Source organism: Paraburkholderia sp. RL17-368-BIF-A, assembly GCF_046054045.1.
Taxonomy (GTDB): domain Bacteria; phylum Pseudomonadota; class Gammaproteobacteria; order Burkholderiales; family Burkholderiaceae; genus Paraburkholderia; species Paraburkholderia graminis.
On record NZ_JARESN010000013.1, the window covers coordinates 92,272 to 116,074 of the forward strand.

The following is a 23,803-nucleotide window of genomic DNA, read 5'->3' on the forward strand; positions in this document are numbered from 1 at the left end:
TCGAGGGTGGTGCAACAGAAATTTCATCGTGAATAAAAATGGAAAATACGTTCCATTTATGCGATGCGCTGCCTATAATCGGCAACGTCAAACACGTCGTGCGGCGCGCGTCGAAAGCGTCTGCCGCACTGCGACAAAGCACCGAAGAGAGACTCATGGCGGAAGAGAGCACCGAGGAATTGCCGAGCGTCGAAGAATTGATGCAGCGCATCGCGGAAAACTACGAAGCGTTGCCGCGTCAGTTGAAGAACGTCGCAACGTATATCGAGCAGCATCGTTCGAGCGTGATGGTCGATCGCACGAGTGATATTGCCGCAAGCTGCGGCGTGCATCCGTCGGCGGTGGTGCGTTTTGCGCAGCGCTTCGGCTTCTCAGGTTTCTCCGATTTGCAGGCGGTGTTTCGCCAGGCGTACACAGGGCAGGGCGCGTCGTCGCCGAGTTATCAGCAGCGCATTCGCAAGCTGATCGACGACAAGCCTGGCGCGCTGTCGGGCGGCGCGGTGGCGCGCGAATTCATCGCGGCGTCGCGCGGCGGCCTGGAAGAACTCGAAGCGGGGCTCGACGACAAACAGTTCGACGCCGCCGTGAAAATGCTGCAGCAGGCGGACAACATCTATGTGATCGGCGTGCGGCGCTCGTTTCCGGTCGCGAGCTACATCGTCTATGCGTTGCAGCACACGCCCAAGCGCGTGCATCTGGTGTCCGGTTTCGGCGGCATGTATCGCGAGCAGATTCGCAGCGTGAAGAAGGGCGACGTGGTGATCGCGATCAGCTTCGCGCCGTATGCGAAGGAAACGCAGTATTGCCTGCGCGTCGCGCATCATCATCAGGCGAAGACGCTGGTTATTACGGATAGCCAACTATCTCCGCTCGCCCGTTACGCGAGCACTCAACTGTATGTGAAAGAGGGCAGCGCGTTTGCGTTCCGCTCGCTGACCAGCACGATCTGCCTGTGCCAGGCGCTTTTCATCGCGCTCGCGTACAAGCTCGAACTGAACGTGGAAGAATCCAAAGACACTGGAGGATACGATGACTGACGCAGCACAACCGATCGACGTCGCGGTGTTCGGCGCGGGGCGCATCGGCAAGATTCACGCGGCCAATCTCGCGCGGCAACCTGGCGTGAGGCTCAAGTATGTGGTCGATGTGAATCGCGAAGCGGCCGCGGCGCTCGCTGCCGCGCATGGCGCGCAAGTGGCGGACATCGACGGCGCGATGGGCGACGCTTCGGTCGGCGCCACGGTGATCTGTTCGAGCACCGACACGCACGCCGATCTCATCATGAAGTCGGCCGCGCAGAAAAAGCACGTGTTCTGCGAGAAGCCCGTCGACCTCACGCTCGAACGCGCACGGGCCTGCGCGGACGCGGTCGAACGCGCGGGCGTGGTCTGCATGATCGGCTTTCAGCGCCGCTTCGACCCGACGTTTTCCGCGCTGAAGGCGCGTCTCGACGCGGGCGAAATCGGCACGCCGGAAATGCTCATTGTGACGAGCCGCGATCCGGGGCCGCCGCCGGTCGAATACATCCGGCATTCGGGCGGCATCTTCAAGGACATGCTGATTCACGACTTCGATATCTTCCGCTGGATTCTGGATGACGAAGCCGACACGCTGCATGCGACCGGCAGTTGCCTCACCGATCCGGCGATTGCAAACGCGGGCGACATCGACTCGACGGCGGTGACGATCCGCACGAAGCGCGGCCGTCTGTGCCAGATCAACACCGCGCGCCGCGCCGCCTATGGTTACGACCAGCGCTTCGAAGTGCTCGGCAGCGGCGGCATGCTGCAAGCGGGCAATGTGCGGCCCACTGAAGTCACCGCTTATTCGAAGACCGAAGTATCGAGCGACGTGCCCGAGGCGTTTTTTCTCGAACGTTATCGCGCGGCGTACGCGCTGGAAATCGCGCATTTCTTCGAAGCCGTGACGCAAGGCAAACCGGTGCGCACGACCGTCGCCGACGGCGTGAAGGCGCTCGAACTCGCCGAGGCCGCAACGCTTTCGTGGCGCGAAGGCCATGCGGTCAAACTCGGCGAGGCCGCGCGATGAATGCCGCGGCAGCGCATGACAAGCGCGTTCGTCTGGGCGTGGTCGGCCTTGGTCGGCTCGGCAAACGGCATGCGGAGAATCTCGCGTATCGCGTGCCGGGCGCGGAGCTGGTCGCCGCTTGCAGTCCGCTGGAAGAGGAGCGGGCATGGGCGCGCGGGGCATTGCCGTCGCCGCGTCTTTACGACGATTACGCGAAGCTGCTCGACGATAGCGAAGTGGATGCCGTGTGGCTCGTCACGCCGTCGTCGTTGCACGCGCAACAAATCGTCGACGCATTGCGCGCGGGCAAGCACGTGTTCTGCGAGAAACCGTTGTCGCTCGATCTCACCGAATGCGAGCGCGTGCTGGCCGAGGCCGCGCGCTTTCCGCATCTTCAGGCGACGATCGGCTTCATGCGGCGCTTCGATCGGAGCTATAAGGATGCATTCGACAAGATCGCGGCGGGCGCGATAGGCCGGCCGTTTCTGGTGCGCTCGCAGACCACGGACAAGAACGATACCGACGGTTTTTTCGTGCGCTTTGCGGCGACCTCGGGCGGCATTTTTTTGGACTGCACGGTGCACGATATCGACGTCGCGCGCTGGCTGCTCGGCAAGCCGCGCGCGACACGCGTGTTCGCGGCGGGCGCGGTCGCGTTACATGAAGGCCTGCGCGAATTCGGCGACGTCGACAACGGCGTCGCGATCTGCGAATTCGAGGGCGGCAAGCTCGCGATGTTCTACGCGTCGCGCACCCAGGCGCACGGCAACGACACGCATAGCGAAGTGATCGGCACGGCCGGCGCGCTCGCGATCGGCTGCAATCCGCGCGCGAATCGCGTGGAGATTTATGACGCGAGCGGGATTCGCAACGAGTGCACGCCGAGCTTCTTCGACCGTTTCGAAGACGCGTTTTTGCACGAGGCGCGCGCGTTTGTCGCGGCGGTGCAGGGCGGGGCGGGCTCGGATGCGCAAGCGGGCGCGACGCTCGCCGACGCGCTCGAGGCGACGCGCATCGGCAATGCGTTGCGGCAGTCGCTGCAGAGTGGGCAGGCGGTGACGCTTTAGCGCAGGGATCGCGGCGGCGGCACTCTCAACGCCGCCACCGGCAGCGCGGCGCAGGCTGCGGTAGAATTTGACCCTCTGTCTGGCGTCGCACAACGGCGTCTCGTCCCGAAGGTCATCGTCGATGCAAATTCAGATTCACAAGGAAGTCGATGCGCGCGGGCTGATGTGCCCGCTGCCCATCCTGCGCGCCAAAAAGGCGCTCGCCGATATGGAAAGCGGCCAGATTCTCAAGGTGCTCGCCACCGACCCCGGTTCGCAGCGCGATTTCGCCGCGTTCGCGAAGCAGACCGGCAATGAGATCGTCGAGAGTTCGTCGCACGACAAGGTTTTCACGTTTCTGATGAAGCGCCGCTGACGCAGGCGCAGGCGCTGAAACACGTTCGCTCAAACGCGTCCTCTCAAACGCGTCCGCTGAAAACGCGCGCTGCAAACAAAAGGCGCTGTGCCCGCCAAAGCGGGGCACAGCGCCTTTTTCATTCGCGCGAAAGAATCAGCCTTCGAGCACCGGCGAACGCGTCCGCAGATATTCTTCGAAATCCGCGGCCACTTCCGGATGGCGCAGCGCGAATTCCACCGTCGCCTTCAGATAGCCGAGCTTGCTGCCGCAGTCGAAACGCGTGCCGTGATACTTGTACGCGAGCACCTGTTCGTCGGCGAGCAGCGACTGGATCGCGTCCGTCAACTGCAGTTCGCCGCCGGCACCGGGCTTGATCGAGCGGATGTGGTCGAAAATGCGCGGCTTCAGCACGTAACGGCCGACAACGCCGAGATTGGACGGCGCGACGTTCGGCTCCGGCTTCTCGACGATGCCCGACATCTTGATGATCGAGTCTTCCCATTCCTTGCCGTCGACGATGCCGTACGACTTCGTCTCTTGCGCCGGGATCTCTTCGACGCCGATCACCGAGCTGTGATAGTGGTCGAACACCTCGATCATTTGCGTCATGACGGGCGGCGTGCCGTACAGCAGGTCGTCCGCGAGAATCACGGCGAACGGGTTGTCGCCCACCAGCTTTTCGGCGCACAGCACCGCGTGGCCGAGGCCGAGCGCTTCCGGCTGACGCACGTAGAAACAGTCGACATGGCTCGGCTTGATGCTGCGCACGAGTTCGAGCAGCTTGTCCTTGCCGCGCGCCTCTAGCTCCGCTTCGATTTCGTACGACTTATCGAAATGGTCTTCGATCGCACGCTTGCTGCGGCCCGTGACGAAGATCATCTCCGTGATGCCGGCCGCCATGGCTTCTTCCACCGCGTACTGGATCAGCGGCTTGTCGACGATAGGCAGCATTTCCTTCGGGCTTGCCTTCGTGGCAGGGAGGAACCGGGTGCCAAGACCTGCTACCGGAAATACCGCCTTTGTAACTTTTAGCATGTGATTTACCCTGAGTCCTCTGGTTTAATCAGTCCGTGCCCGCCGCGCGGGGCGGGCGTGGAGCGCCGATCAGGCCGGCAAGCGCGCGAGCTGCGCTTTCAACTTGCCGACAGTCGCTTCGAATTCCGCCAGCCTTTTCTGCTCCTGCTCGACGACTGCGGGCGGCGCCTTGGCGACAAAACTTTCGTTGTGCAGTTTGGCATTGCACTTGACGATTTCCGTGCTCAACCGCGCAATCTCTTTCGACAGGCGCTCGCGCTCGACGGCCACATCGATCTCGACCTTCAGCACGAGCTTGTCACTTCCTACGATAGCAATTGGCGCGCCATCTGCCTGCGCGTCGAGCGTTGCTTCGTCGGCGATGATCTGCACTTCGGAAAGACGGGCCAATGCCTGGGCGTACGGAGCGAAACTGCGCAGACGCTCCGCGTTGCCGGTGACGAGCAACGGCACCTTCACCGCCGGCGACAGATTCATTTCGCCGCGCAGATTCCGGCACGCATCGATCATTGCCTTCAGGTCGGCGGCCCATTGCTCCGCTTCTTCGTCGATCTTCGACATCTCGGCAACGGGATACGGCTGCACCATGACGGACGCTTCGCCCTCGGCCTTGTCCGCGGGATAACGCCCGGCCAACGGCGCAACTTTTTGCCACAACGCCTCGGTGATGAACGGAATCACCGGATGCGCGAGGCGCAACACCGTCTCGAGCACGCGCAGCAGGGTGCGCCGCGTCGCGCGCTGCTGGTTCGGCTGACCCGTCTGGATCTGCACCTTCGCGAGTTCGAGATACCAGTCACAGTATTCGTCCCATACGAACTTGTATAGGGCGTTGGCCACATTGTCGAAGCGATAGTCGGCAAAACCCTTGGCGACTTCCGCTTCCACGCGCTGCAAGAGCGACACGATCCAGCGATCCGCCGACGAAAAATGCAAATGCCCGTCCGGCCCGCATTCCCCGCATTGCGCCGGCTTGCCGAAGCCGCAGTCGTGGCCTTCGCAGTTCATCAGCACGAAGCGGGTGGCGTTCCACAGCTTGTTGCAGAAGTTGCGGTAGCCTTCGCAGCGCGCGAGGTCGAAGTTGACGTTGCGCCCGAGCGTGGCCATCGACGCCATCGTGAAGCGCAGCGCGTCGGTGCCGAACGCGGGAATGCCGTCGGGGAATTCCTTGCGGGTTTTCTTCTCGATCGACGCCGCCTGCTTCGGATTCATCAGGCCGGTGGTGCGCTTGGCGACGAGCGCATCGAGCCCGATGCCGTCGACGATATCGATCGGATCGAGCGTATTGCCCTTGCTCTTCGACATTTTCTGGCCTTCGGCGTCGCGCACGAGGCCGTGCACGTAGACCGTGTCGAACGGCACCTTGCCGGTGAAGTGCGTGGTCATCATGACCATGCGCGCGACCCAGAAGAAGATGATGTCGAAGCCCGTGACCAGCACCGACGACGGCAGGAAGTGCTTCAGTTCCTGCGTCTCGTTCGGCCAACCGAGCGACGAAAACGGCACGAGCGCAGACGAAAACCATGTATCCAGCACGTCTTCGTCACGCTTGAGCGGGCCGGTATAGCCGGCTTCGGCCGCTTTTTCGCGCGCGCCTTCTTCGGTCTTCGCGACGAAGATTTCGCCGTTTTCGCCGTACCACGCCGGAATCTGATGACCCCACCAGAGCTGGCGCGAGATGCACCAGTCCTGGATGTTTTCGAGCCACTGGTAATACGTGGAGGTCCAGTTTTCCGGCACGAATTTGATCTGGCCGTTGCGCACCACGTCGAGCGCGGTTTCGGCGATCGACTTGCCCGGATTGAACGTGCCCTCGGGCGCCGGCTTGCTCATCGCGACGAACCACTGGTCGGTCAACATCGGCTCGATCACGACGCCGGTGCGGTCGCCGCGCGGCACCATCAGCTTGTGCGGCTTGACGGATTCGAGCGCGCCGAGCGCTTCAAGATCCGCAACCACCTGCTTGCGCGCGTCGAAACGGTCGAGGCCGCGGTATTTTTCCGGCGCGTTTTCGTTGATCTTCGCGTCGAGCGTGAGAATTTCGATTTGCGGCAGCTTGTGGCGCAGGCCGACCTGGTAGTCGTTGAAGTCGTGCGCGGGCGTGACCTTCACGACGCCCGTGCCGAATTCCCGGTCGACGTAGTCGTCGGCGATGATCGGCACTTCGCGGTTGGACAGCGGCAGCGTCACGGTCTTGCCGATCAGGTGCGCGTAGCGCTCGTCTTCCGGATGAACCATCACGGCGGTATCGCCGAGCATGGTTTCGGGACGCGTGGTGGCGACCGTGAGATGGCCGGAGCCGTCCGTCAGCGGATACTGGATGTGCCACAGATGGCCGTTTTCTTCCTCGCTGACCACTTCGAGATCGGACACGGCCGTGAGCAGCACCGGGTCCCAGTTCACCAGCCGCTTGCCGCGATAGATGAGCCCCTGTTCATAGAGGCGCACGAACACGTCGCGCACGGCGGTCGACATTTTGTCGTCCATCGTGAAGTATTCGCGCGACCAGTCGATCGACGCGCCGAGACGCCGCACCTGGTTCGTGATGGTGGAGCCGGATTCCTGCTTCCATTCCCACACGCGTTCGACGAATTTCTCGCGGCCCAGATCGTGGCGCGACACGCCTTTCGCGTCCAGTTGCCGTTCGACGACGATTTGCGTGGCGATGCCCGCGTGGTCCGTGCCCGGCACCCACAGCGTGTTTTCGCCGAGCATGCGGTGATAGCGGGCGAGGCCGTCCATGATGGTCTGATTGAACGCGTGGCCCATGTGCAGGGTGCCCGTGACGTTCGGCGGCGGCAACTGGATCGAGAAGTCTTTCCGGTTGCCGTCGAAAGCGGGCGCGGCGTACGCGCGCTTTTCCCATTCGGGGCCCCAGTGGGCTTCGACGGTGTGCGGCTCGAAGCTCTTGGCCAGGGTGGAGGAGGTATCGCTCGGGGTGTCGCTCATGTGTCGATCGGCTGATGAATGCGGGGAATGTTCGATTATAAGCGGGGCAGCAGGCGCGGGCCTGGTTTTGGGGTTGGGTTGGTCGGCTTGCGTTGGCCCGCTTCGGATCTCGCCAGCCCGCGCCCGTCATAAGACAGCGCTCCGCCCGCGCCGCTCATGGTGAACCCGCGTTGTCCACGCGGCGGCGCGTACTTTATGCTTCATTCACGCGCTTGCCGCCGCCGCTGTCCGCCGCTACCCGCTGCCGTGCGCCGCGGCGCGCCCGCGTCTTTAGGCTTTTTCACCGCACCCGAAGGATCGCCGCCGATGACCCGCTACCGCGACTTCCACCGCCGTTCGATCGACAATCCCGAGGCATTCTGGCGCGACGAAGCGCGGCGCATCCATTGGGAAACGCCGTTCGATACCGTGCTGGACCGCTCGAACCCGCCGTTTGCGCGCTGGTTTGTCGGCGGACGCACGAACCTGTGCCATAACGCGGTGGACCGGCATCTCGTGGAGCGCGCGCAGCAAAACGCGCTCGTGTATGTGTCGACGGAAACGGGTATCGAGCGCCGTTATACGTATGCCGAGCTGTACGCGGAAATCAACCGCATGGCCGCGGTCATGCGCTCGCTCGGCGTGAAGCGCGGCGACGTGGTGCTGCTCTATCTGCCGATGATCCCCGAGGCGCTTTTCGCGATGCTCGCCTGCGCGCGGCTCGGCGCGATTCACTCGGTCGTGTTCGGCGGCTTCGCGGCGCCGAATCTGGCCGCGCGCATCGACGACGCGAAGCCGGTGCTGATCGTGACCGCCGACGCCGGCGCGCGCGGCGGCAGGGTGATCGACTACACGCCGCTCGTCGACGAAGCGCTCGCGCGCGCGAGCCACAAGACGCCGCGCGTGCTGCTGATCGACCGGCAACTCGCGCCGGAGCGCCTCAACGCGAATTATCTGGTCGACTACGAACCGCTGCGTGAAAAGTTCTTCGACGCCCACGTGCCCTGCGAATGGCTCGAATCGAACGAGCCGTCTTATGTGCTGTACACCTCGGGCACGACCGGCAAGCCGAAGGGCGTGCAGCGCGACGTGGGCGGCTATGCGGTGGCGCTGGCGGCGTCGATGGAACACATCTTCGAAGGCAAGGCCGGCGACACGATGTTCACCGCGTCGGACGTCGGCTGGGTGGTCGGCCACAGCTATATCGTCTACGCGCCGTTGCTCGCGGGACTGACCACGGTGATGTACGAAGGCACGCCGATTCGCCCGGACGGCGGCATCTGGTGGCGCCTCGTCGAGCAGCACAAGATCAACCTCATGTTCACCGCGCCGACCGCGCTGCGCGTGCTGAAGAAGCAGGACCCGGCGCTGCTGAAACAGGCCGATCTGTCGAGCCTGCGCACGCTGTTTCTGGCCGGCGAGCCGCTCGACGAACCGACCGCCTCGTGGATCGCGGGCGCGCTCGGCAAGCCGGTCATCGACAATTATTGGCAAACCGAAACCGGCTGGCCGATGCTCGCGATTCCGCGCGGCGTCGAGGTGCTGCCGACCAAGCTCGGCTCCCCGGGCGTGCCGTCGGCCGGCTTCAGTCTGACCTTGCGCAACGAGCTGACGGGCGAACCGTGTCCGCCCGGCGAGAAAGGCGTGTTGACGCTCGACTATCCGCTGCCGCCGGGCTGCATGTCGACCGTATGGGGCGACGACAAGCGCTTTGTCAGCACGTACTGGTCGAGCGTGCCGAACCAGCAGGTGTATTCGACCTTCGACTGGGGCATTCAGGACGAAGACGGCTACGTGACGATTCTCGGCCGCACGGACGATGTGATCAACGTCGCGGGCCACCGGCTCGGTACGCGCGAAATCGAGGAAGCGCTGTCGAGCCATGCGGCCGTCGCGGAAGTCGCCGTGGTCGGCGTGACGGACGCCGTGAAGGGGCAGGCGGCGATGGCCTTCGTGGTGTTGCGCGACGCGCAGGCTTACGCCGACGCCGGCACGCGCACGAAGCTGGAAGCCGAACTGACGACGACGGTGGACCGGCAGCTCGGCGCGATCGCAAGGCCGTCGCGCGTGGTGATCGTCTCGATGCTGCCGAAGACGCGCTCGGGCAAGCTGCTGCGCCGGGCTATCGCGGCGCTCGCGGAGGGACGCGAGCCGGGCGAGCTGCCGACCATCGAAGATCCGGCGGCGCTGCAACAGGTGCGTGAGGGGTTGAAAGGCTAGGAGTTTGTGGCCGAGCGGGTGCGGTTGCCGACTCAGCGCTCGCCGCGCGCCTTCAGAAAGCGCGTCAGGATCGCATTCGAATACGTCCCGGCGATCTCCGTGAGAAACGACACGAACGATGCCGGCGCGTGGTCGTCGGCGGTATCGGAGATGGTCCGCACGACCGCGCACGGCACGCCGTACTCGTGACAGACCTGCGCGATCGCCGCGCCTTCCATCTCGACGGCGAGCGCGTCGGGCAACGCGTCGCGCAACGCGCGCACGCCTGCCGCGCTGGCGACGAACTGATCGCCGCTGATAATCAGCCCTCGATGCACGCGCGCCTCGCGCGTGCCGAAACGCGCGGCCGACGCCGCGCCTTCGTCCGCAATGAAACGCTCGCAGGCTTGCGCGAGTTGCGCGGCGAGCGCCGCGTCCGCTGCGAAGCGCGACATGCCGAGGAGCGGCACCTCGAAGCGCGGAAAGAGCGGCGACGCATCGAGATCGTGCTGCAACAGCGCATTCGCCACGACGATGTCGCCGACCCGCACCTGTTCGCCGACACCGCCGGCGACGCCGGTGAAGACGACGGCCTCGACATCGAATGCATGAATCAGCGCGCTGACCGTGGCCGCCGCCGCGACTTTGCCGACGCGCGCCAACGTCACGACGCACGGCACGCCGTGGACGGTGCCGACGTGATAATCGCGCCGGCCGTGGATCACGGTACGCACGCCGGATTCCGCGCGCATCCCCTCGATCAGGTCGCCGAGTTCCTGCGGCAAGGCCGCGAGCACGCCGAGCGGGCGCCGCGCAAGGTGCGTAACCTGTGCATTAGCCCCTTGCGAATCCTCCAGCGGACCGCCAGCCTGCGCGGTGCGCTCGCCGCCGTCGACGCCGCTCACTCAACCGCCTGCAATTTGGCAACCGCCAGCGCCAGCCATTTCTCGCCGTGGCGCTTGAACTTGACCTGCGCCTTCGCGTCGGTGCCGCCGCCTTCGAGCGCGGTGATCGTGCCTTCGCCGAACTTCGTGTGGAACACCTGCTGGCCGACGCGAAAACCGGCTTCCGCCGCGCGCTGCTCATTGGCGAAAGCGGGCAAGGGCGCTGCCGCCGTCGATGCGCCGCCGCCATATCCCTGCTGACGGTCGGGCCGCGCGAACCAGTCGCGCCCATAGCCCGCGTTGTCCGAGCGGCCGCCCCAGCGCGCGCCCGCCTCGACCTTCGGCGTGAGCCACTTGAGCGTTTCCTGCGGCAGTTCGTCGAAGAAACGCGAGCGGATGTTGTAGCGCGTCTGGCCGTGCAGCATCCGGCTTTGCGCGAATGACAGATACAGGCGCTCTTTCGCGCGCGTGATCGCGACGTACATCAGGCGGCGCTCTTCTTCGAGACCGTCCGACTCCATCGCGCTGTTCTCATGCGGGAACAGCCCCTCTTCGAGGCCCGTGATGAACACGGCGGTAAATTCCAGGCCCTTCGCCGCGTGCACTGTCATTAGTTGCACGGCTTCCTGGCCGGCCTGCGCCTGGTTGTCGCCGGCTTCGAGCGACGCATGCGACAGAAAGCCCGCGAGCGGCGTCATCGTGTCGGGGTTTTGCGCGGGGTCGGCAATGCCGGGCGCGTCGAGCACGACGACGTTGGGGTCGTCGGTGGCGACGGCCAGTTCCGGAGCGGCCGTCGCGCCTGGGCGCAGCGGAATGGAGCGCGCCGGCGTGTTCATGCCGTAACCCTCTTCGCTGACGAACGCCGCGGCGGCGTTGACCAGTTCCTGCAAGTTCTCCAGCCGATCCTGGCCTTCGCGCTCGTTCTGGTAAAAGTCGGCGAGGCCGCTTGCGCGCACCACGTATTCGACGGTGTCCGGCAAGCTCATCTGCTGCGTTTCCGCGCGCATCTTGCCGATCAGGTTCGCGAACGCCGCGAGGCTCGAGCCCGCCTTGCCGGCGACATACGGAATCGCCGCGGCCATCGAGCAGTTGTAGAGCCGCGCCGCGTCCGCGAGTTGTTCGATCGAGCGCGCGCCGATGCCGCGCGTCGGAAAATTGACGACGCGCGCGAACGCGGTGTCGTCGTTCGGATTGTCGATCAGGCGCAGATAGGCGAGCGCGTGCTTCACTTCCTGGCGCTCGAAAAAGCGCAAACCGCCATACACGCGATACGCGATGCCCGCATTCACCAGCGTGTGCTCGATCGTGCGCGACTGCGCGTTGCTGCGATAAAGCACGGCGACTTCGCTGCGCGACGTGCCCGTGTTGATGAGCGCCTTGATTTCCTCGACGATCCAGCCGGCTTCCTGAGTATCCGTCGCGGCCTCGTAGACGCGCACCGGCTCGCCGTGACCGGCGTCGGTGCGCAGATTCTTGCCGAGGCGCCGCGAATTATTCGCGATCAACTGGTTGGCCGCGTCGAGAATATGGCCGTGCGAGCGGTAATTCTGTTCGAGCTTGATCAGATGCCGGACGTTGAACTCGTGTTCGAAGTCGCGCATGTTGCCGACGTTCGCACCGCGGAAAGCGTAGATCGACTGGTCGTCGTCGCCGACCGCGAAGATCGAATTCGTCTGGCCCGCGAGCAGCTTCAGCCACGCGTATTGCAGCTTGTTGGTGTCCTGAAACTCGTCGACGAGAATGTGTCTGAAGCGCGCCTGATAGTGCGCGCGCAGCGGCGCGTTGTGCGCCAGCAGTTCGTAGCAGCGCAGCAGCAGCTCCGGAAAATCGACGACGCCTTCGCGCTGGCACTGCTGGTCGTAGGCTTCGTAGAGCTCGACGAATTTGCGGTTGAAGTTGTCGGTGGCGTCGACGTCTTTCGGGCGCAGCCCTTGTTCCTTCGCGTTGTTGATGAAGTACTGGAGGTTCTTCGCCGGGTACTTTTCATCGTCGATGTTGAGGCCCTTCATCAGGCGCTTGATCGCGGACAGTTGGTCCGCGGTATCGAGAATCTGGAACGTGGCCGGCAGCGCGGCGTCGCGATGATGCGCGCGCAGCATGCGGTTGCACAGGCCGTGAAAGGTGCCGATCCACATGCCGCGCGTGTCGATGGGTAACAGCGCCGACAGACGCGACATCATTTCGCGCGCGGCCTTGTTCGTGAACGTCACCGCAAGGATGGTGGCCGGCGACGCGAGGCCGTGCTGGATGAGCCACGCAATGCGCGTGATGAGCACGCGCGTTTTGCCGCTGCCTGCGCCGGCGAGAATCAGCGCGGGCTCGTTCGGGAGCGTGACGGCGGCGTGTTGTTCGGGGTTGAGATTGGCTAGCAGATCGGGCATTTTTTCGGAGGGACGGCGGGGTGTTCGTCATTATATGCCCCGACGCTCGCTTGCTTTTTTTGCCTCGTGAGCACCGTTTGGCGCGTTGGGTTTTACGTTGCCGGAGCCGCCGCGCGGCCAGCATGCTTCCCGGCCGACAACAGGCAAGCGCCTCATCCGGCCCGCCGCGGCAAAAAAAAAAAGGCGCCGCAGCGCCTTTTCGTCATCCGTTCAACAGCGCAAGCCCTCAGGCCTTCGCGCGCTTGCCTTCCACATCCGGCAGGAACACCGTCAGCACGCCGAGCAACGGCAGGAACGAGCAGACTTTGTACACATACGTGATGCTCGTCGCGTCGGCGAGTTCGCCGAGTACCGCGGCGCCGATGCCGCCGAGGCCAAACGCGAAGCCGAAGAAGAGGCCCGCCACCATGCCCACCTTGCCCGGAATCAGTTCCTGCGCATAGACGAGGATCGCCGAGAACGCCGAGGCCAGCACCACGCCGATGATCACCGTCAGCACGCCGGTCCAGAACAGGTTCGCATACGGCAGCAGCAGCGTGAACGGCGCGACGCCGAGAATCGACACCCAGATCACATATTTGCGGCCGATCCTGTCGCCGATCGGACCGCCGATCACGGTCCCCGCGGCCACGGCGGCGAGGAACACGAACAGATGAATCTGCGCGGCCTGCACCGGCAGATGGAACCGGTCGATCAGATAGAACGTGAAATAGCTGTTGATGCTCGCGAGGTAGAAGTACTTCGAGAACACCAGCAGGATCAGCACGCTCATCGCGAACATGACCTGGTTGCGCGAGAGCGTTGCGTGAGCGGTCTGGCTGCGCGCCTTTTTCACGGATGGATGCTGCTTGTACCAGCGGCCGATCTGCGTCAGCACGACGATTGCGACGAGCGCCGCCACCGAAAACCACGCGATGCTGCGCTGTCCGTGCGGAATCACGATCAGCGCGGCCAGCAGCGGCCCGAGCGACGATCCCGCGTTGCCGCCCACCTGGAACAGCGACTGCGCGAGCCCGTGACGGCCGCCCGAGGCCATCCGCGCGACCCGCGACGATTCCGGATGAAACACCGACGACCCGCAGCCGACCAGCGCCGCGGCCACCAGCAGCACGCCGAAACTCGTCGCCATCGACATCAGCAGCAGGCCGGCGAGCGTGAAGCCCATGCCGACGGGCAGCGAGTACGGCTTCGGATGTTTGTCCGTATAGATGCCGACGAGCGGCTGAAGCAGCGACGCGGTGATCTGATAGGTCAGCGTGATCAGGCCGATCTGTCCGAACGACAGCGAGAAGTTGTCCTTCAGCATCGGGTAGATGGCGAGGATCAACGACTGGATCATGTCGTTCAGCAGATGCGAGAAGCTGATCGCGCCGAGCACGGAATAGACCGTGCGCTGAACCTTGGCGGCCGGCTGCGCGGCTGAAGATGCGGCAGCCGACGCGGCTGAGGCATTGGCGGCGCTGCCGGTTTGGGCTGACGCGCCGGCAAGTGCGCGTTTATCGAGGCTGGTTTCCATACGCTTCAAAGAAAGGGAAAGGAAGGGGCAATCCTGCTGGCGGCGCGTCGCGATTCCTGGTCTGCGTCGTTGCGGCATAACGACGCGAACTCGCGCGTGTCCAACTATTTGTCGCAGTTTAATGTGGCTCGACCGAAATGTAAGGACAAGTTTTGTCGCGAATCGGACACGGTTATGCGGGCCTCGCGCATCGCTGTAAATCCGAACGGGCGGATTTTTGGCCATGTATAAAACTGGCGCGGCGCGCGCCCACGAAGCGGCGCGTCGAGGACCGGGCGAATCACGGTCGGCATCGGGCAAACCGCGCTAAAGATCGCGGCCGCCGATGCCGTAGACCCGGAGAGAGAAAAAGCAATGCCGGAACAGACCTTTGCGGCAGGTTTAAACGTGGGGACGGGGAATATGAAAGCAGGTTCAGCAGTGTCAGCAGTTCCGCTGGGCAGCCGGAAGAGCGCGGGGTTCGTTCCGGACACGGAGGCGGCCGGCCGGTCGCCGTCGCGGGGAAAGGGTGGCGGGTCGCGAGTCGTGCGGCTCAAGGGGCTGTCGGTCAAGGCGATGTTGCGCGCCGCGTTCGCGGTGCTGCTGGTCGGCACGCTGGCAATCGGCGTGTTTTCGCTCACGCAGATCAGCCGCCTGAACGCGTCCGCGCAATCCATCTACGACCAGGGCCACGTCGCGAGCCGCGCCGCCGAGGAAGCGCGCGGCCATATGCTGCGTGCAAGCCGCGCGCAAAAAATGCTGCTGACCGCGACCACCGCGAAAGAGCGCGACGAACTGGGCGCCGACATCGACAAGGGCCTGAACGGCCTCGCCGCCGAACTCGCCACGCTGCAGCAGTACGTGGACAAATCCGACGCGCAGGCCGTCGAGCATCAGAAGAAATTCGCCGCCGGCGTCGCGACGTGGAGCGCGCATTTGCGTGACTTCGTGACGCTCGTGAAAGCGCAGCCGCTCGACCTTTCGCAGATGAACTGGCAGGTCGGCACGCAGGACGTGTCGCTGCTTGTCGAGACCGGCAAGCTCGAAAAACTCGTCGATCAACTCGTGGCGGAACGCGGCACGGCCGCGAAGGCGACCATCGACGCGTCCGGCTTCATTTATCACTCGTCGTTCGTGATGCTCGCGGTGATGACGGTCGGGCTGATCGTGCTCGCCGCGTTCGTCAGCGAGTGGGTGGTGCGCCGCCTCGCCCGCCAGTTGGGCGGCGAACCGGCCTACGCGAAAGAGATCGCGAGCCGGATCGCGGCGGGCGATCTGTCGAACCAGATCAAGCTCGGACGTAAGGACAAGTCGAGCGTGCTGTACGCGCTCTCCGACATGCAAAGCGGGCTCGCGACCACGGTATCGGATATTGCGTCGAGCGCGGACGCGATTGCGACCGCCTCGGGCGAAATTTCGATGGGCAATCTCGATCTGTCGCAACGCACCGAGCAGCAGGCGATGGCGCTCGAGCGCACGGCGAGCAGCATGGAGCAGTTGACGTCGACGGTGCGTCAGAACGCCGACAACGCGAAGCAGGCGAGCACGCTCGCCAATAACGCGTCGGAGATCGCGGAGAAGGGCGGCGAAGTGGTGAGCCGCGTCGTCGCGACGATGAACGAGATCAACGACAGCGCGCGCAGCATCGGCGACATCATCGGCGTGATCGAGGGCATCGCGTTTCAGACCAATATTCTCGCGCTGAACGCGGCCGTCGAGGCGGCGCGCGCGGGCGAGGAAGGGCGCGGCTTTTCGGTGGTCGCCGCCGAGGTGCGCAACCTCGCGCAGCGCAGCGCCGCCGCCGCGAAGGAGATCAAAGGCTTGATCAGCACGTCGGTCGAGCGTGTCAGCAACGGCTCGACGCTCGCGCAGGACGCCGGCCAGACGATGGACGAAGTGGTCAAGGCCGTGAAGCGCGTCACCGACATCATGGGCGAGATTTCGGCGGCTTCGTCGGAGCAGAGCGCCGGCATCGAGGAAATCAACCTCGCCGTCGCGCAAATGGATTCGGGCACGCAGCAGAACGCGGCGCTGGTCGAGCAGGCGACCGCGGCGGCCCGCTCGCTCGACGATCAGGCGCACGGCCTCAAGCAGATGGTCGGCAAGTTCCGCTTGTAGAGCTTGTATAGCTTGCAGAGCTTGTAGCGGCGCCGCTCAGCTCTGCTTGACGACCACCGTGCAGGTAATGCCTGCCGCCAGCACGACACCGTCGGGCACCGAGTCGATCTTCACCCGCACCGGCACGCGCTGCGCGAGCCGCACCCAGTTGAAGGTCGGGTTGACGTCGGCGAGCAGTTCGCGGCTTTGCGGATTGTCGCGGTCGTAAATGCCGCGCGAGATGCTTTCGACGTGGCCTTGCAGCGTGCCGCCGCTCATCAGCCGCACTTCGGCCTTGTCGCCGATATGCAGGTGCGGCAGCTTGGTTTCCTCGAAGTAGCCATAGACCCAGAACGAGTGGCTGTCGACGATCGCGAGCTTCGCCGCGCCGGCCGTCGCGTAGTCGCCGCGAAACACGTTCAGGTTCGTCACGTAGCCGTCGACGGGCGACACGACGCGCGTGCGGGCGAGATTGAGCTTCGCGGCGTCGAGCGCGGCGAGCGCCTGCTGATAGGCGGCCTCGGCGGCCGATGCCGTATGCGCCGCATTTTCCTGGCTCTCCTTCGACACCACGAGCGAATCCATATCCGCGCGACGCCGCGCGTCGTCGCGCTTCATCTGCAATTCGGCCTTGCGCGCGGCCACCGCGGCCTGCGCCTGCTCGACGGCGATCTCGTAGTGCGACGGATCGATCTGCATCAGCAAATCGCCTTTCCTCACCAGTTGATTGTCCTTGACCGGCAACTCGACGACGGCGCCCGACACGTCCGGCGCGACGTTGACGATCTCCGCGCGCACGCGTCCGTCGCGCGTCCACGGTTCGTCCATGTAATGAACCCACAGCACGCGCCCCAGCAGGATCGCGACGATAAAAACAATGGCTGTCGCAACGAAGCCAACAAGATTTCGGATGGTCATGTTTCGACTCGGATCAACGGTAAACGGCAAGGCCCAGCACGCCGCATACGCAGACGAGCAGGCTGGCCCGGAACAGGGACGGATGCCACACCACGCGATAAACGCCCGTATAGGCGATCACGCGATCCAGCACCCAGGTAATCGCCGCGCCCGCGACGAACAGCAGCACGATCGTGGGCACATAGGCGTCGAAAACGGCAATGTCACGCGGCATGTGAGGCTCCTTTTTGCGTGTCCGTCCGTGTGTCCGCTCGCGCGCCCGTCCACGGTTCGAGCGGCGACTGCGGATCGAGCAGCGCGGTACGAATGAAGTGCAACTGGCTCAGAATGCGTTGCAGCCGATGGCGCTCGTCGCGCGGCGGGGCGAACGCCAACGCCGTAAGTAACGCCTGCATGGCGTCGATGGCTTCGCTGGTCGCTTTAAGCGCGCGTTCGAAGCGATCGCTGCGCGGCCGTTCGAAGAGGGCGGTCAGCGCGTCGCACATCGCGCGCAGTGCAATGCGCCACGGCGTCGCTTTCGCGTAGCGCGCATCGGCCGGCAGCGCGGCCACTTCGCGGCGCAGATCGATCACCGCGTTGCCGATTTCGAGCACCGAGAACAGCCAGCGCAACGTGTCACGCCGCGCCGCCGGGTCGTTCTGCGCGAGCGCGTTGATCTGGAACATCAGGTCGCGCGCGCCGCTCTCGAAGTGCGAGCGCACGCGGCTCAGGTGCGCGCGGCTCGCGAGTACGACCTGGCGGCGCAGATCGGCGAGCAGCCGGTTGCGCAGCCACGGCGTGGACGGCGGCAGCAACACGGCGAACGCCACCGAGGACACCAGCATCGACAGCACGAGCGCCATCGCGTCGTTGATAAAGCTCGTCGGGTCGTAATGCATCACGTTGTCCGGGCCGGCGAGAAAGCAGAAGAAGATGCAATAGCCGACGCCGTAGCCGACGAGCGCGGGCCGCGTCGTCATGAATACGCCGAGCAGCAGGAACGGCGCGAGCGCCGCGCACAGCAGCGGGAAGCCGTCGATGCGCGGAAACACGCCGTACACCGCGAGCATGCCCATCACCGAGGCCGCGAGCGTCCCGCCGGCCATCTGGAACACGGTGCGTTTCGGGTCCGGCGACGACGACGCCAGCGCGCATACGGCCGCCGCGTTGAGCGTGAGCGTCGAGCCGCTCGGCCATGCGGTGGCGATCCAGAAGGCGCCGAGCGCCATCATCACGAGCGCCGCGCGCAGGCCGGCGACGCCCGCCGCGATTGCGTTCGTCTTCGGCTCGTAGCGCTCGACCCAGCGCTCGCGCGCGTGGGTGTCGACGGCCAGCGACGCGTAAGTGGCCGCGTACGCATGCAGGTCGTCGATGAAGCGGTACAGCAGTTCGGCGCCCGTGTCGAAGTCGAGCAGCGGCGCGCCGGGATGCGTTTCGAGCGCGGCGCGCGTCGCGCGCACGCGGCGCGGCAACTCGGCCTTGTACGCTTCGAGTTGCGCGGCGGCATGCGCGGCGTCGGCGGCGCTTCGCACCGGCTCGCCGGACTTCGCGAGCAAGGGCGCGATCTCCTTGAAGTACGGCTCCAGCGCGTCGATGGCGATCACGGCGCCATGCGTGCCGGCGTTGCGCAGCCGGTTCATCAACTGATGCAGCGCGTGAAAGCGCGTCGACGCCGTCATGAACTCGCTGTTCAGGCGCGCGAGACGGCCGGCGCGCATCCGCGAATCCGGGCCTTCGAACACGGCGACGCTGCGCGCCGCCTCGAAGCCGACGATGTCCGCGACGAAGCGCGCATTGGTCGCCTCGATCTGCGCGCGGTCGATGCGCCCGGCCAGCGACGCCGACACATAGTCGACGAACGAGGAGAACCGCGCCCGCACCGCGCCGCGCATCTGCAAGCCGGCGAATTGCGGGAACACGAGGCCGCTAACCGCGCCCGCGCAGACGATGCCGAGCACGACTTCCGCGACGCGCGTGAGCGCGGCGAGAAACGCGCCGTCGGGATGCTGCGAGGCGGGGATGCCGATCAGCGCGGCGGTGTAGCCGGCGAGCACGAATCCGTACGACCGGAAATTGCGGTTGCGCGCGGCGCCGGCGGTGCAGATGCCGACCCAGATCGCGGTCGTCGCGATAAAGAGCTCCGGCTGCTGCGCGAAAAGTCCGATCAGCGCGAGCATCACGACGAGGCCGACGAGCGTGCCGCAGATCCGGTAGAAACTCTTCGCGAACACCATCCCGCTTTGCGGCTGCATCACGATGAAGACGGTGGTCATCGCGGTGCGCGGCTGCGGCAGGTCGAGCTTCATCGCGATGCCGAGCGCGAGGAAGCACGCGGCCAGCGCCTTGAAGAGATAGATCCACGTGAGGCCGTCGGTGCGGGCCCAGTCGGCGGCGGCGCGCGACCAGGTAGCGAGTGACGGGGGGCGCGAAGCGGAAGCAGGGGAGGCTGACATGGCGGGCTTCCTTAGTCGGCTGCGGCGTGGGGCGCGGGGCTTGTTGCTGGGCGCGGTGCCGGGCCTGCCGCCTCCGGCGCAGCGGTTCGGTTCGAGGCGGCAGCGGAGTTGCCGACACTGCCCTCGGCGCCGCCCTTGCCCTTGCCATGCCCCGGCAGCGTCTCGTTCGCCGCCGGCCCGTTCGCCGGCTCGTCGAGGCCGCCGCCCAGCGCGGTAACCAGCGACGCATGCGCGCCGAGCCGCTCCGCGTGGACTTTTGCGACGCCTTCCTGCGCGCGCAGCAACTGGTTTTGCGCCGTCAGCACGTTCAGATAGTCGGTCAGCCCGCGCCGATAACCTTCGCGCGCCAGTTCGTAGTTCTTGCGCGCGGCGGCCACCGAGCGCTCGGCGTCCTGCGCCTGCGTCGTCAGAGAACGGATGCGGATCACCTGATCGGAGACGTCTTTGAGCGCGCCGACGATCGACTGGTTGTAGTTCTCCACCGCCTCGTCGTAACCGGCGGAAGCCGCGCCCAGTTCCGAGCGCAGCCGGCCGCCGTCGAAGATCGGCAGCGACAGCGCCGGACCGGCGCTCCAGCTATGCGACGGATTCTTCAGGAACTGGAAGAGCGGCCCCATCGCCGCATAGCCGCCGATCGACGCGAGCAGATCGATGTCCGGATAAAACCCGGCCTTCGCGACGTCGATGCCGCGCGCCTGCGCCGCCACCGTCCAGCGCGCGGCGACGATGTCCGGCCGATGGCCAATCAGTTCCGCGGGCAGCGCACTCGGCAAGCCCGCGGGCGCGGCAAGCGAGAGCTTCGGCCGCTGGATCGAGTCGCCCGCGCCGGGGCCTTTGCCCGCGAGCGCCGCCAGTTGATTGCGGCCGAGCGCGATCCTTTCCTCGAGCGCATCGATTTGCCGCTCGTATTCCGGCAGCGGCGTTTGCGCCTGGCTCGCTTCGAGCTGCGTGCCGATGCCGCCCTTCAGACGCCGGTTCGCCAGGTCGGCGATTTGCTGCTGTTGCTGCAACGTGGCGCGCGCGATGTCGAGCAGCGCGTAATCGAGCGACATCCCGATGTAGGTCCGCACCACGTTGGCTTGCAGTTCGAGTTGCGCGGCGCGGGCATCGGCGGCGCGCGCGTGCGCCGCGTCGAGGGCGCGCTCGGCGGCGTTGCGGTCCTTGCCCCACAGATCGAGGTGATAGGAGAGCGCGAGCGTGCCGGTGTTGTTCCACGATTGCTCGCCGGCGAGCGGACCCGGACCGTAGTACAGGTTGTCGGCCCACTTCTGGCGCTTGATCGACAGATCGCCGTTCACCTGGGGAGCCAGCGCCGAACGGGCGACGCCCGCCATCGACATCGCTTCGCGCACGCGCGCCTGCGCCGCGGCGAGGCTCGGATTGTTCGCCTGCGCGGCCTCGATCCACGCGTCCAGTTGCGGATCGCCATAGACGCGCCACCAGTCGGCGGCGGGCCACTGGGCGTCGGCGTCGGCCGCGCGGATCGCGTTGCCCGCGTCGAGCGAGGCCGGGTCGGTACGGCTCGCCTGCGGAGCGATGCCTCCGGTACTTGCACAGCCGGCAATTGTTAATAGGATCGTAAGAGCCGCGGCTGCGGCGATCCTCGTGGCGACCGGAGACTGCACGATTTCCTCCAGAAATGACTATAGAAGCTACCGCGCAATTATATTTTTCGATCGATTGGGGAATAACCGGTAAAGATGCAAGGGATTTTTACGGGAATTGTGATAATCGCCTTTGCATTGCGTGTAACAATCGACGGGTTGGCTTGGATGCTGGATAAGGATCAGGTATGGATACGCTTCAAAACATGCGCGTATTTGTCCGCGTCGTCGAGGCGGGCAGTTTCACGGGTGCCGCGCAGCACCTCAATACGACGACCGCGTACGCGTCGCGCGCGGTCTCCGATCTGGAAGCGCATCTGCGCACGCGCCTGTTGAACCGCACCACGCGCCGTATCGCACTCACCGAGGCGGGCGAGCGCTATTTGCAGCGCTGCGAGCAGATTCTCGCGTATGTCGATCAGGCGGAAGCCGAGGCGAGCGACGCGCACGCGCGTCCGTCCGGCAAACTGAAGGTTCACGCGATGACGAGCTTCGGCCAGCACTACGTCGTGCCGGCCGTGGGCCGCTATCAGCAACGCTACCCGGAAGTGCATGTCGAGCTCACGCTCGCGCAGCGCATGCCCGATCTGCTCGACGAAGGTTTCGACGTGTCGCTGACGCTCGCCACGGGTCTGCCGGATTCGGGACTGGTGTCGCAGCGGCTGGGCAGCGCGTTCAGCATCGTGTGCGCGTCGCCGGCTTATCTGGAGAAACACGGCGTTCCGCAAACGCCGTCCGATCTCGCGAGCCACGCCTGCCTGCAAATGGTCACGCCGGTGTTTCCGCCCGACAAATGGACCTTCGACGGCCCCAACGGCGAGGAAACCATCGCGCTCGGGCCGGCCACGTTTCAGGTGAACGTCGCGGAGGCGATGGCCGTCGCGGTGACGAGCGGCATGGGCATCGGCCTGATTCCGATTTACTCGGCGATCAGCGGCCTGCGCAAAGGCGACCTGGTGCGGCTCCTGCCCGACTACACCTCGCAGGAGATGAACCTGTACGCGTTGTATCCGTCGCGCCAGTATCTGGACGCGAAGATCCGCACGTGGATCGAGCATCTGCGCGACGAACTGCCGGCGACGCTCGCGGTCGACGAAGCGGAGTTGCGGCAGTTCGCTCGGACCTGAGCCGGCGAGCGGTTTCGGCTCGTCCGGTTGGGTGACGGGCGGTTGAATCGGCGCGCTGTTACATCGGCGCCGCGCCGCAACATTTCCTTACTTCCGCGCGCGAATCGATTTGCTACCGTGTGGTTAATGCGCGGCGCGTCAAACCGGCGCGTTGTTGTCGCCGCCACGTTCGGCAATCGCAATCACCGAAGGACGAGGATTTCATGGATACGCATCTGATGATCGGCGTGGCCGTCATGTTTGGACTGATCGGCATTGCCGCATCTCGCGACCTGCTGCGCCGCCTGCGTCAGCAGCAGCCGCAACTTGCGCCGATCAGGATCGAGCGTCCCGAAGCCGGCAAGCAGCGGAGCGGGCGGTAGCCGTTTGGGCTTGCGGCGGGGCGCGTCTGCGGTTTGAGGCCGCAGCGCCGCCGCGCTAGATCTCGACGACCTTATCCCACGCGAACTGCGGATTTTCCCACTGCCTGCTGCGCCGCTCGAAGTAACCTCGCGGATTACACACCACGCGCGTGCCGTTCACCGTGTAGTCGAACGACGTATGCGTGTGCCCATGAATCCATAGCGTGACGGGTGCCCGCACGAGCTCCGGCAAATGGTTGACGAAGCCCGCGGACACGCGGTCTTCCGCGTAACGCTCCGCGAGACTCAAACGATGCGGCGCGTGATGCGTGACCACGACCGTCTGCCCGGCAAACGGTTTCGCGAGTTCGCTCTCGAGCCACGCGCGCGCCTGGCGATGCAGCGCGAGCGCGTCGCCGGGCGTGAAGTCGCGCGCGTCGTCCTCGGCGCGGTTTTCCAGCCCGTGCGGCCAGTTGATCTGAATCGGCCCGCGAAAGTCGAGCATGGCGCGCCGCGACGCCTCCATCGATTCTTCCAGCGCCGCGCTGTCCGCGCCGAACAGCGCAAAATCCGTCCATAACGTCATGCCGAGCACGCGCCAGCGTCCCTGCGGATCGACGAGTGCGGCGTTGTTCAGCACGTACACGTTGTCGACCTGCGCGGCCGCGTCGTACAACGCGGTTTCGAGCGCGCCGAACTCGCCGTCGTAGTACTCGTGATTGCCCGGCACGTAGATCACCGGCGTCGCGCCGTCGAAGGTCTGCGCGGCCCAGCGCGGGCCCGCCGCGTGATTGTGAATGTCCCCGGCCAGCACGATCAGATCCGCTTCTGCGTGCGGAATCAGTTCAGGCTCGTCGTTCTCGAGATGCAGATCGGACAGCACGCGAATTTTCACGAAGAAGGCTCCTGCGAGTGGCTCGGTTGCGGCCG

The 23,803-nt window shown here is 65.2% G+C and carries 18 protein-coding genes; 8 read left to right on the forward strand and 10 right to left on the reverse strand.

Annotation, left to right across the window (positions count from 1 at the left end):
• The first annotated feature begins 155 nt into the window (after positions 1-155).
• The 4 genes from P0D87_RS22055 (at position 156) to P0D87_RS22070 (ending at position 3,450) form a co-directional block, all read left to right on the forward strand.
• Positions 156-1,037, forward strand: a complete 882-nt coding sequence (locus P0D87_RS22055) for a MurR/RpiR family transcriptional regulator (RefSeq protein WP_029967682.1) — start codon at positions 156-158, stop codon at positions 1,035-1,037.
• Positions 1,030-2,049 carry an inositol 2-dehydrogenase gene (gene iolG, locus P0D87_RS22060; RefSeq protein ID WP_029967681.1) on the forward strand — a complete coding sequence of 340 codons (1,020 nt, stop codon included), beginning with the start codon at positions 1,030-1,032 and terminating at the stop codon, positions 2,047-2,049. The genes P0D87_RS22055 and iolG overlap by 8 nt, the downstream gene beginning before the upstream one ends.
• Entirely contained in the window at positions 2,046-3,095 is a 1,050-nt protein-coding gene (locus P0D87_RS22065; RefSeq protein ID WP_053858514.1) for a Gfo/Idh/MocA family oxidoreductase, read from the forward strand. The genes iolG and P0D87_RS22065 overlap by 4 nt, the downstream gene beginning before the upstream one ends.
• 127 nt (positions 3,096-3,222) lie before the next feature.
• Entirely contained in the window at positions 3,223-3,450 is a 228-nt protein-coding gene (locus tag P0D87_RS22070; RefSeq protein ID WP_029967676.1) for a sulfurtransferase TusA family protein, read from the forward strand.
• Between the two features lie 135 nt (positions 3,451-3,585).
• Here P0D87_RS22070 and galU read toward each other — a convergent pair whose 3' ends face one another.
• Positions 3,586-4,467: a UTP--glucose-1-phosphate uridylyltransferase GalU gene (gene galU / locus P0D87_RS22075; protein WP_006052403.1), complete on the reverse strand. Its 882-nt coding sequence runs from the start codon at positions 4,465-4,467 to the stop codon at positions 3,586-3,588.
• Positions 4,468-4,536: 69 nt separating this feature from the next.
• Positions 4,537-7,416, reverse strand: coding sequence for a valine--tRNA ligase (locus P0D87_RS22080; RefSeq protein ID WP_053858513.1), 2,880 nt, complete (start codon positions 7,414-7,416; stop codon positions 4,537-4,539).
• Positions 7,417-7,722: 306 nt separating this feature from the next.
• On the opposite strand from P0D87_RS22080, the gene P0D87_RS22085 reads away from it, so the two are divergent.
• On the forward strand, positions 7,723-9,615 hold the full coding sequence (locus P0D87_RS22085; protein ID WP_053858512.1) for a propionate--CoA ligase: 1,893 nt from the start codon (positions 7,723-7,725) through the stop codon (positions 9,613-9,615).
• 32 nt (positions 9,616-9,647) lie between these two features.
• Here P0D87_RS22085 and P0D87_RS22090 read toward each other — a convergent pair whose 3' ends face one another.
• From P0D87_RS22090 to P0D87_RS22100, 3 genes are all read right to left on the reverse strand, one after another.
• Entirely contained in the window at positions 9,648-10,451 is an 804-nt protein-coding gene (locus P0D87_RS22090; RefSeq protein WP_053859070.1) for a 5'-methylthioadenosine/adenosylhomocysteine nucleosidase, read from the reverse strand.
• Between the two features lie 44 nt (positions 10,452-10,495).
• The gene (locus P0D87_RS22095; RefSeq protein ID WP_006052407.1) at positions 10,496-12,859 is read right to left on the reverse strand and encodes a UvrD-helicase domain-containing protein; all 2,364 of its coding nucleotides are present in this window, start codon (positions 12,857-12,859) and stop codon (positions 10,496-10,498) included.
• Between the two features lie 226 nt (positions 12,860-13,085).
• Entirely contained in the window at positions 13,086-14,375 is a 1,290-nt protein-coding gene (locus P0D87_RS22100) for an MFS transporter (protein WP_006052408.1), read from the reverse strand.
• A gap of 420 nt (positions 14,376-14,795) precedes the next feature.
• On the opposite strand from P0D87_RS22100, the gene P0D87_RS22105 reads away from it, so the two are divergent.
• Positions 14,796-16,472 carry a methyl-accepting chemotaxis protein gene (locus P0D87_RS22105; protein ID WP_029967665.1) on the forward strand — a complete coding sequence of 559 codons (1,677 nt, stop codon included), beginning with the start codon at positions 14,796-14,798 and terminating at the stop codon, positions 16,470-16,472.
• 36 nt (positions 16,473-16,508) lie between these two features.
• Here the strand turns inward: P0D87_RS22105 and P0D87_RS22110 are convergent, their stop codons facing one another.
• The 4 genes from P0D87_RS22110 to P0D87_RS22125 are packed head-to-tail and all read right to left on the reverse strand — an operon-like array spanning position 16,509 to position 21,426.
• Positions 16,509-17,369 (reverse strand): efflux RND transporter periplasmic adaptor subunit, encoded by an 861-nt coding sequence (locus P0D87_RS22110; RefSeq protein ID WP_006052410.1) that lies wholly within the window; start codon positions 17,367-17,369, stop codon positions 16,509-16,511.
• A 13-nt stretch (positions 17,370-17,382) separates the two neighbouring features.
• The gene (locus tag P0D87_RS22115; RefSeq protein WP_006052411.1) at positions 17,383-17,583 is read right to left on the reverse strand and encodes a DUF1656 domain-containing protein; all 201 of its coding nucleotides are present in this window, start codon (positions 17,581-17,583) and stop codon (positions 17,383-17,385) included.
• Positions 17,573-19,801: an FUSC family protein gene (locus tag P0D87_RS22120; RefSeq protein ID WP_053858511.1), complete on the reverse strand. Its 2,229-nt coding sequence runs from the start codon at positions 19,799-19,801 to the stop codon at positions 17,573-17,575. The genes P0D87_RS22115 and P0D87_RS22120 overlap by 11 nt, the downstream gene beginning before the upstream one ends.
• A gap of 11 nt (positions 19,802-19,812) precedes the next feature.
• Positions 19,813-21,426 carry an efflux transporter outer membrane subunit gene (locus P0D87_RS22125; RefSeq protein ID WP_053858510.1) on the reverse strand — a complete coding sequence of 538 codons (1,614 nt, stop codon included), beginning with the start codon at positions 21,424-21,426 and terminating at the stop codon, positions 19,813-19,815.
• Positions 21,427-21,593: 167 nt separating this feature from the next.
• Here P0D87_RS22125 and P0D87_RS22130 point away from each other — a divergent pair, with 167 nt between their 5' ends.
• Both P0D87_RS22130 and P0D87_RS22135 read left to right on the forward strand, forming a co-directional pair.
• Positions 21,594-22,532: a LysR family transcriptional regulator gene (locus P0D87_RS22130; protein ID WP_006052414.1), complete on the forward strand. Its 939-nt coding sequence runs from the start codon at positions 21,594-21,596 to the stop codon at positions 22,530-22,532.
• A gap of 203 nt (positions 22,533-22,735) precedes the next feature.
• On the forward strand, positions 22,736-22,894 hold the full coding sequence (locus tag P0D87_RS22135) for a hypothetical protein (protein ID WP_006052415.1): 159 nt from the start codon (positions 22,736-22,738) through the stop codon (positions 22,892-22,894).
• Between the two features lie 55 nt (positions 22,895-22,949).
• Here P0D87_RS22135 and P0D87_RS22140 read toward each other — a convergent pair whose 3' ends face one another.
• Complete coding sequence (locus P0D87_RS22140) at positions 22,950-23,768, reverse strand: metallophosphoesterase (protein ID WP_053858509.1); 819 nt, start codon at positions 23,766-23,768, stop codon at positions 22,950-22,952.
• Positions 23,769-23,803 lie beyond the last annotated feature (35 nt).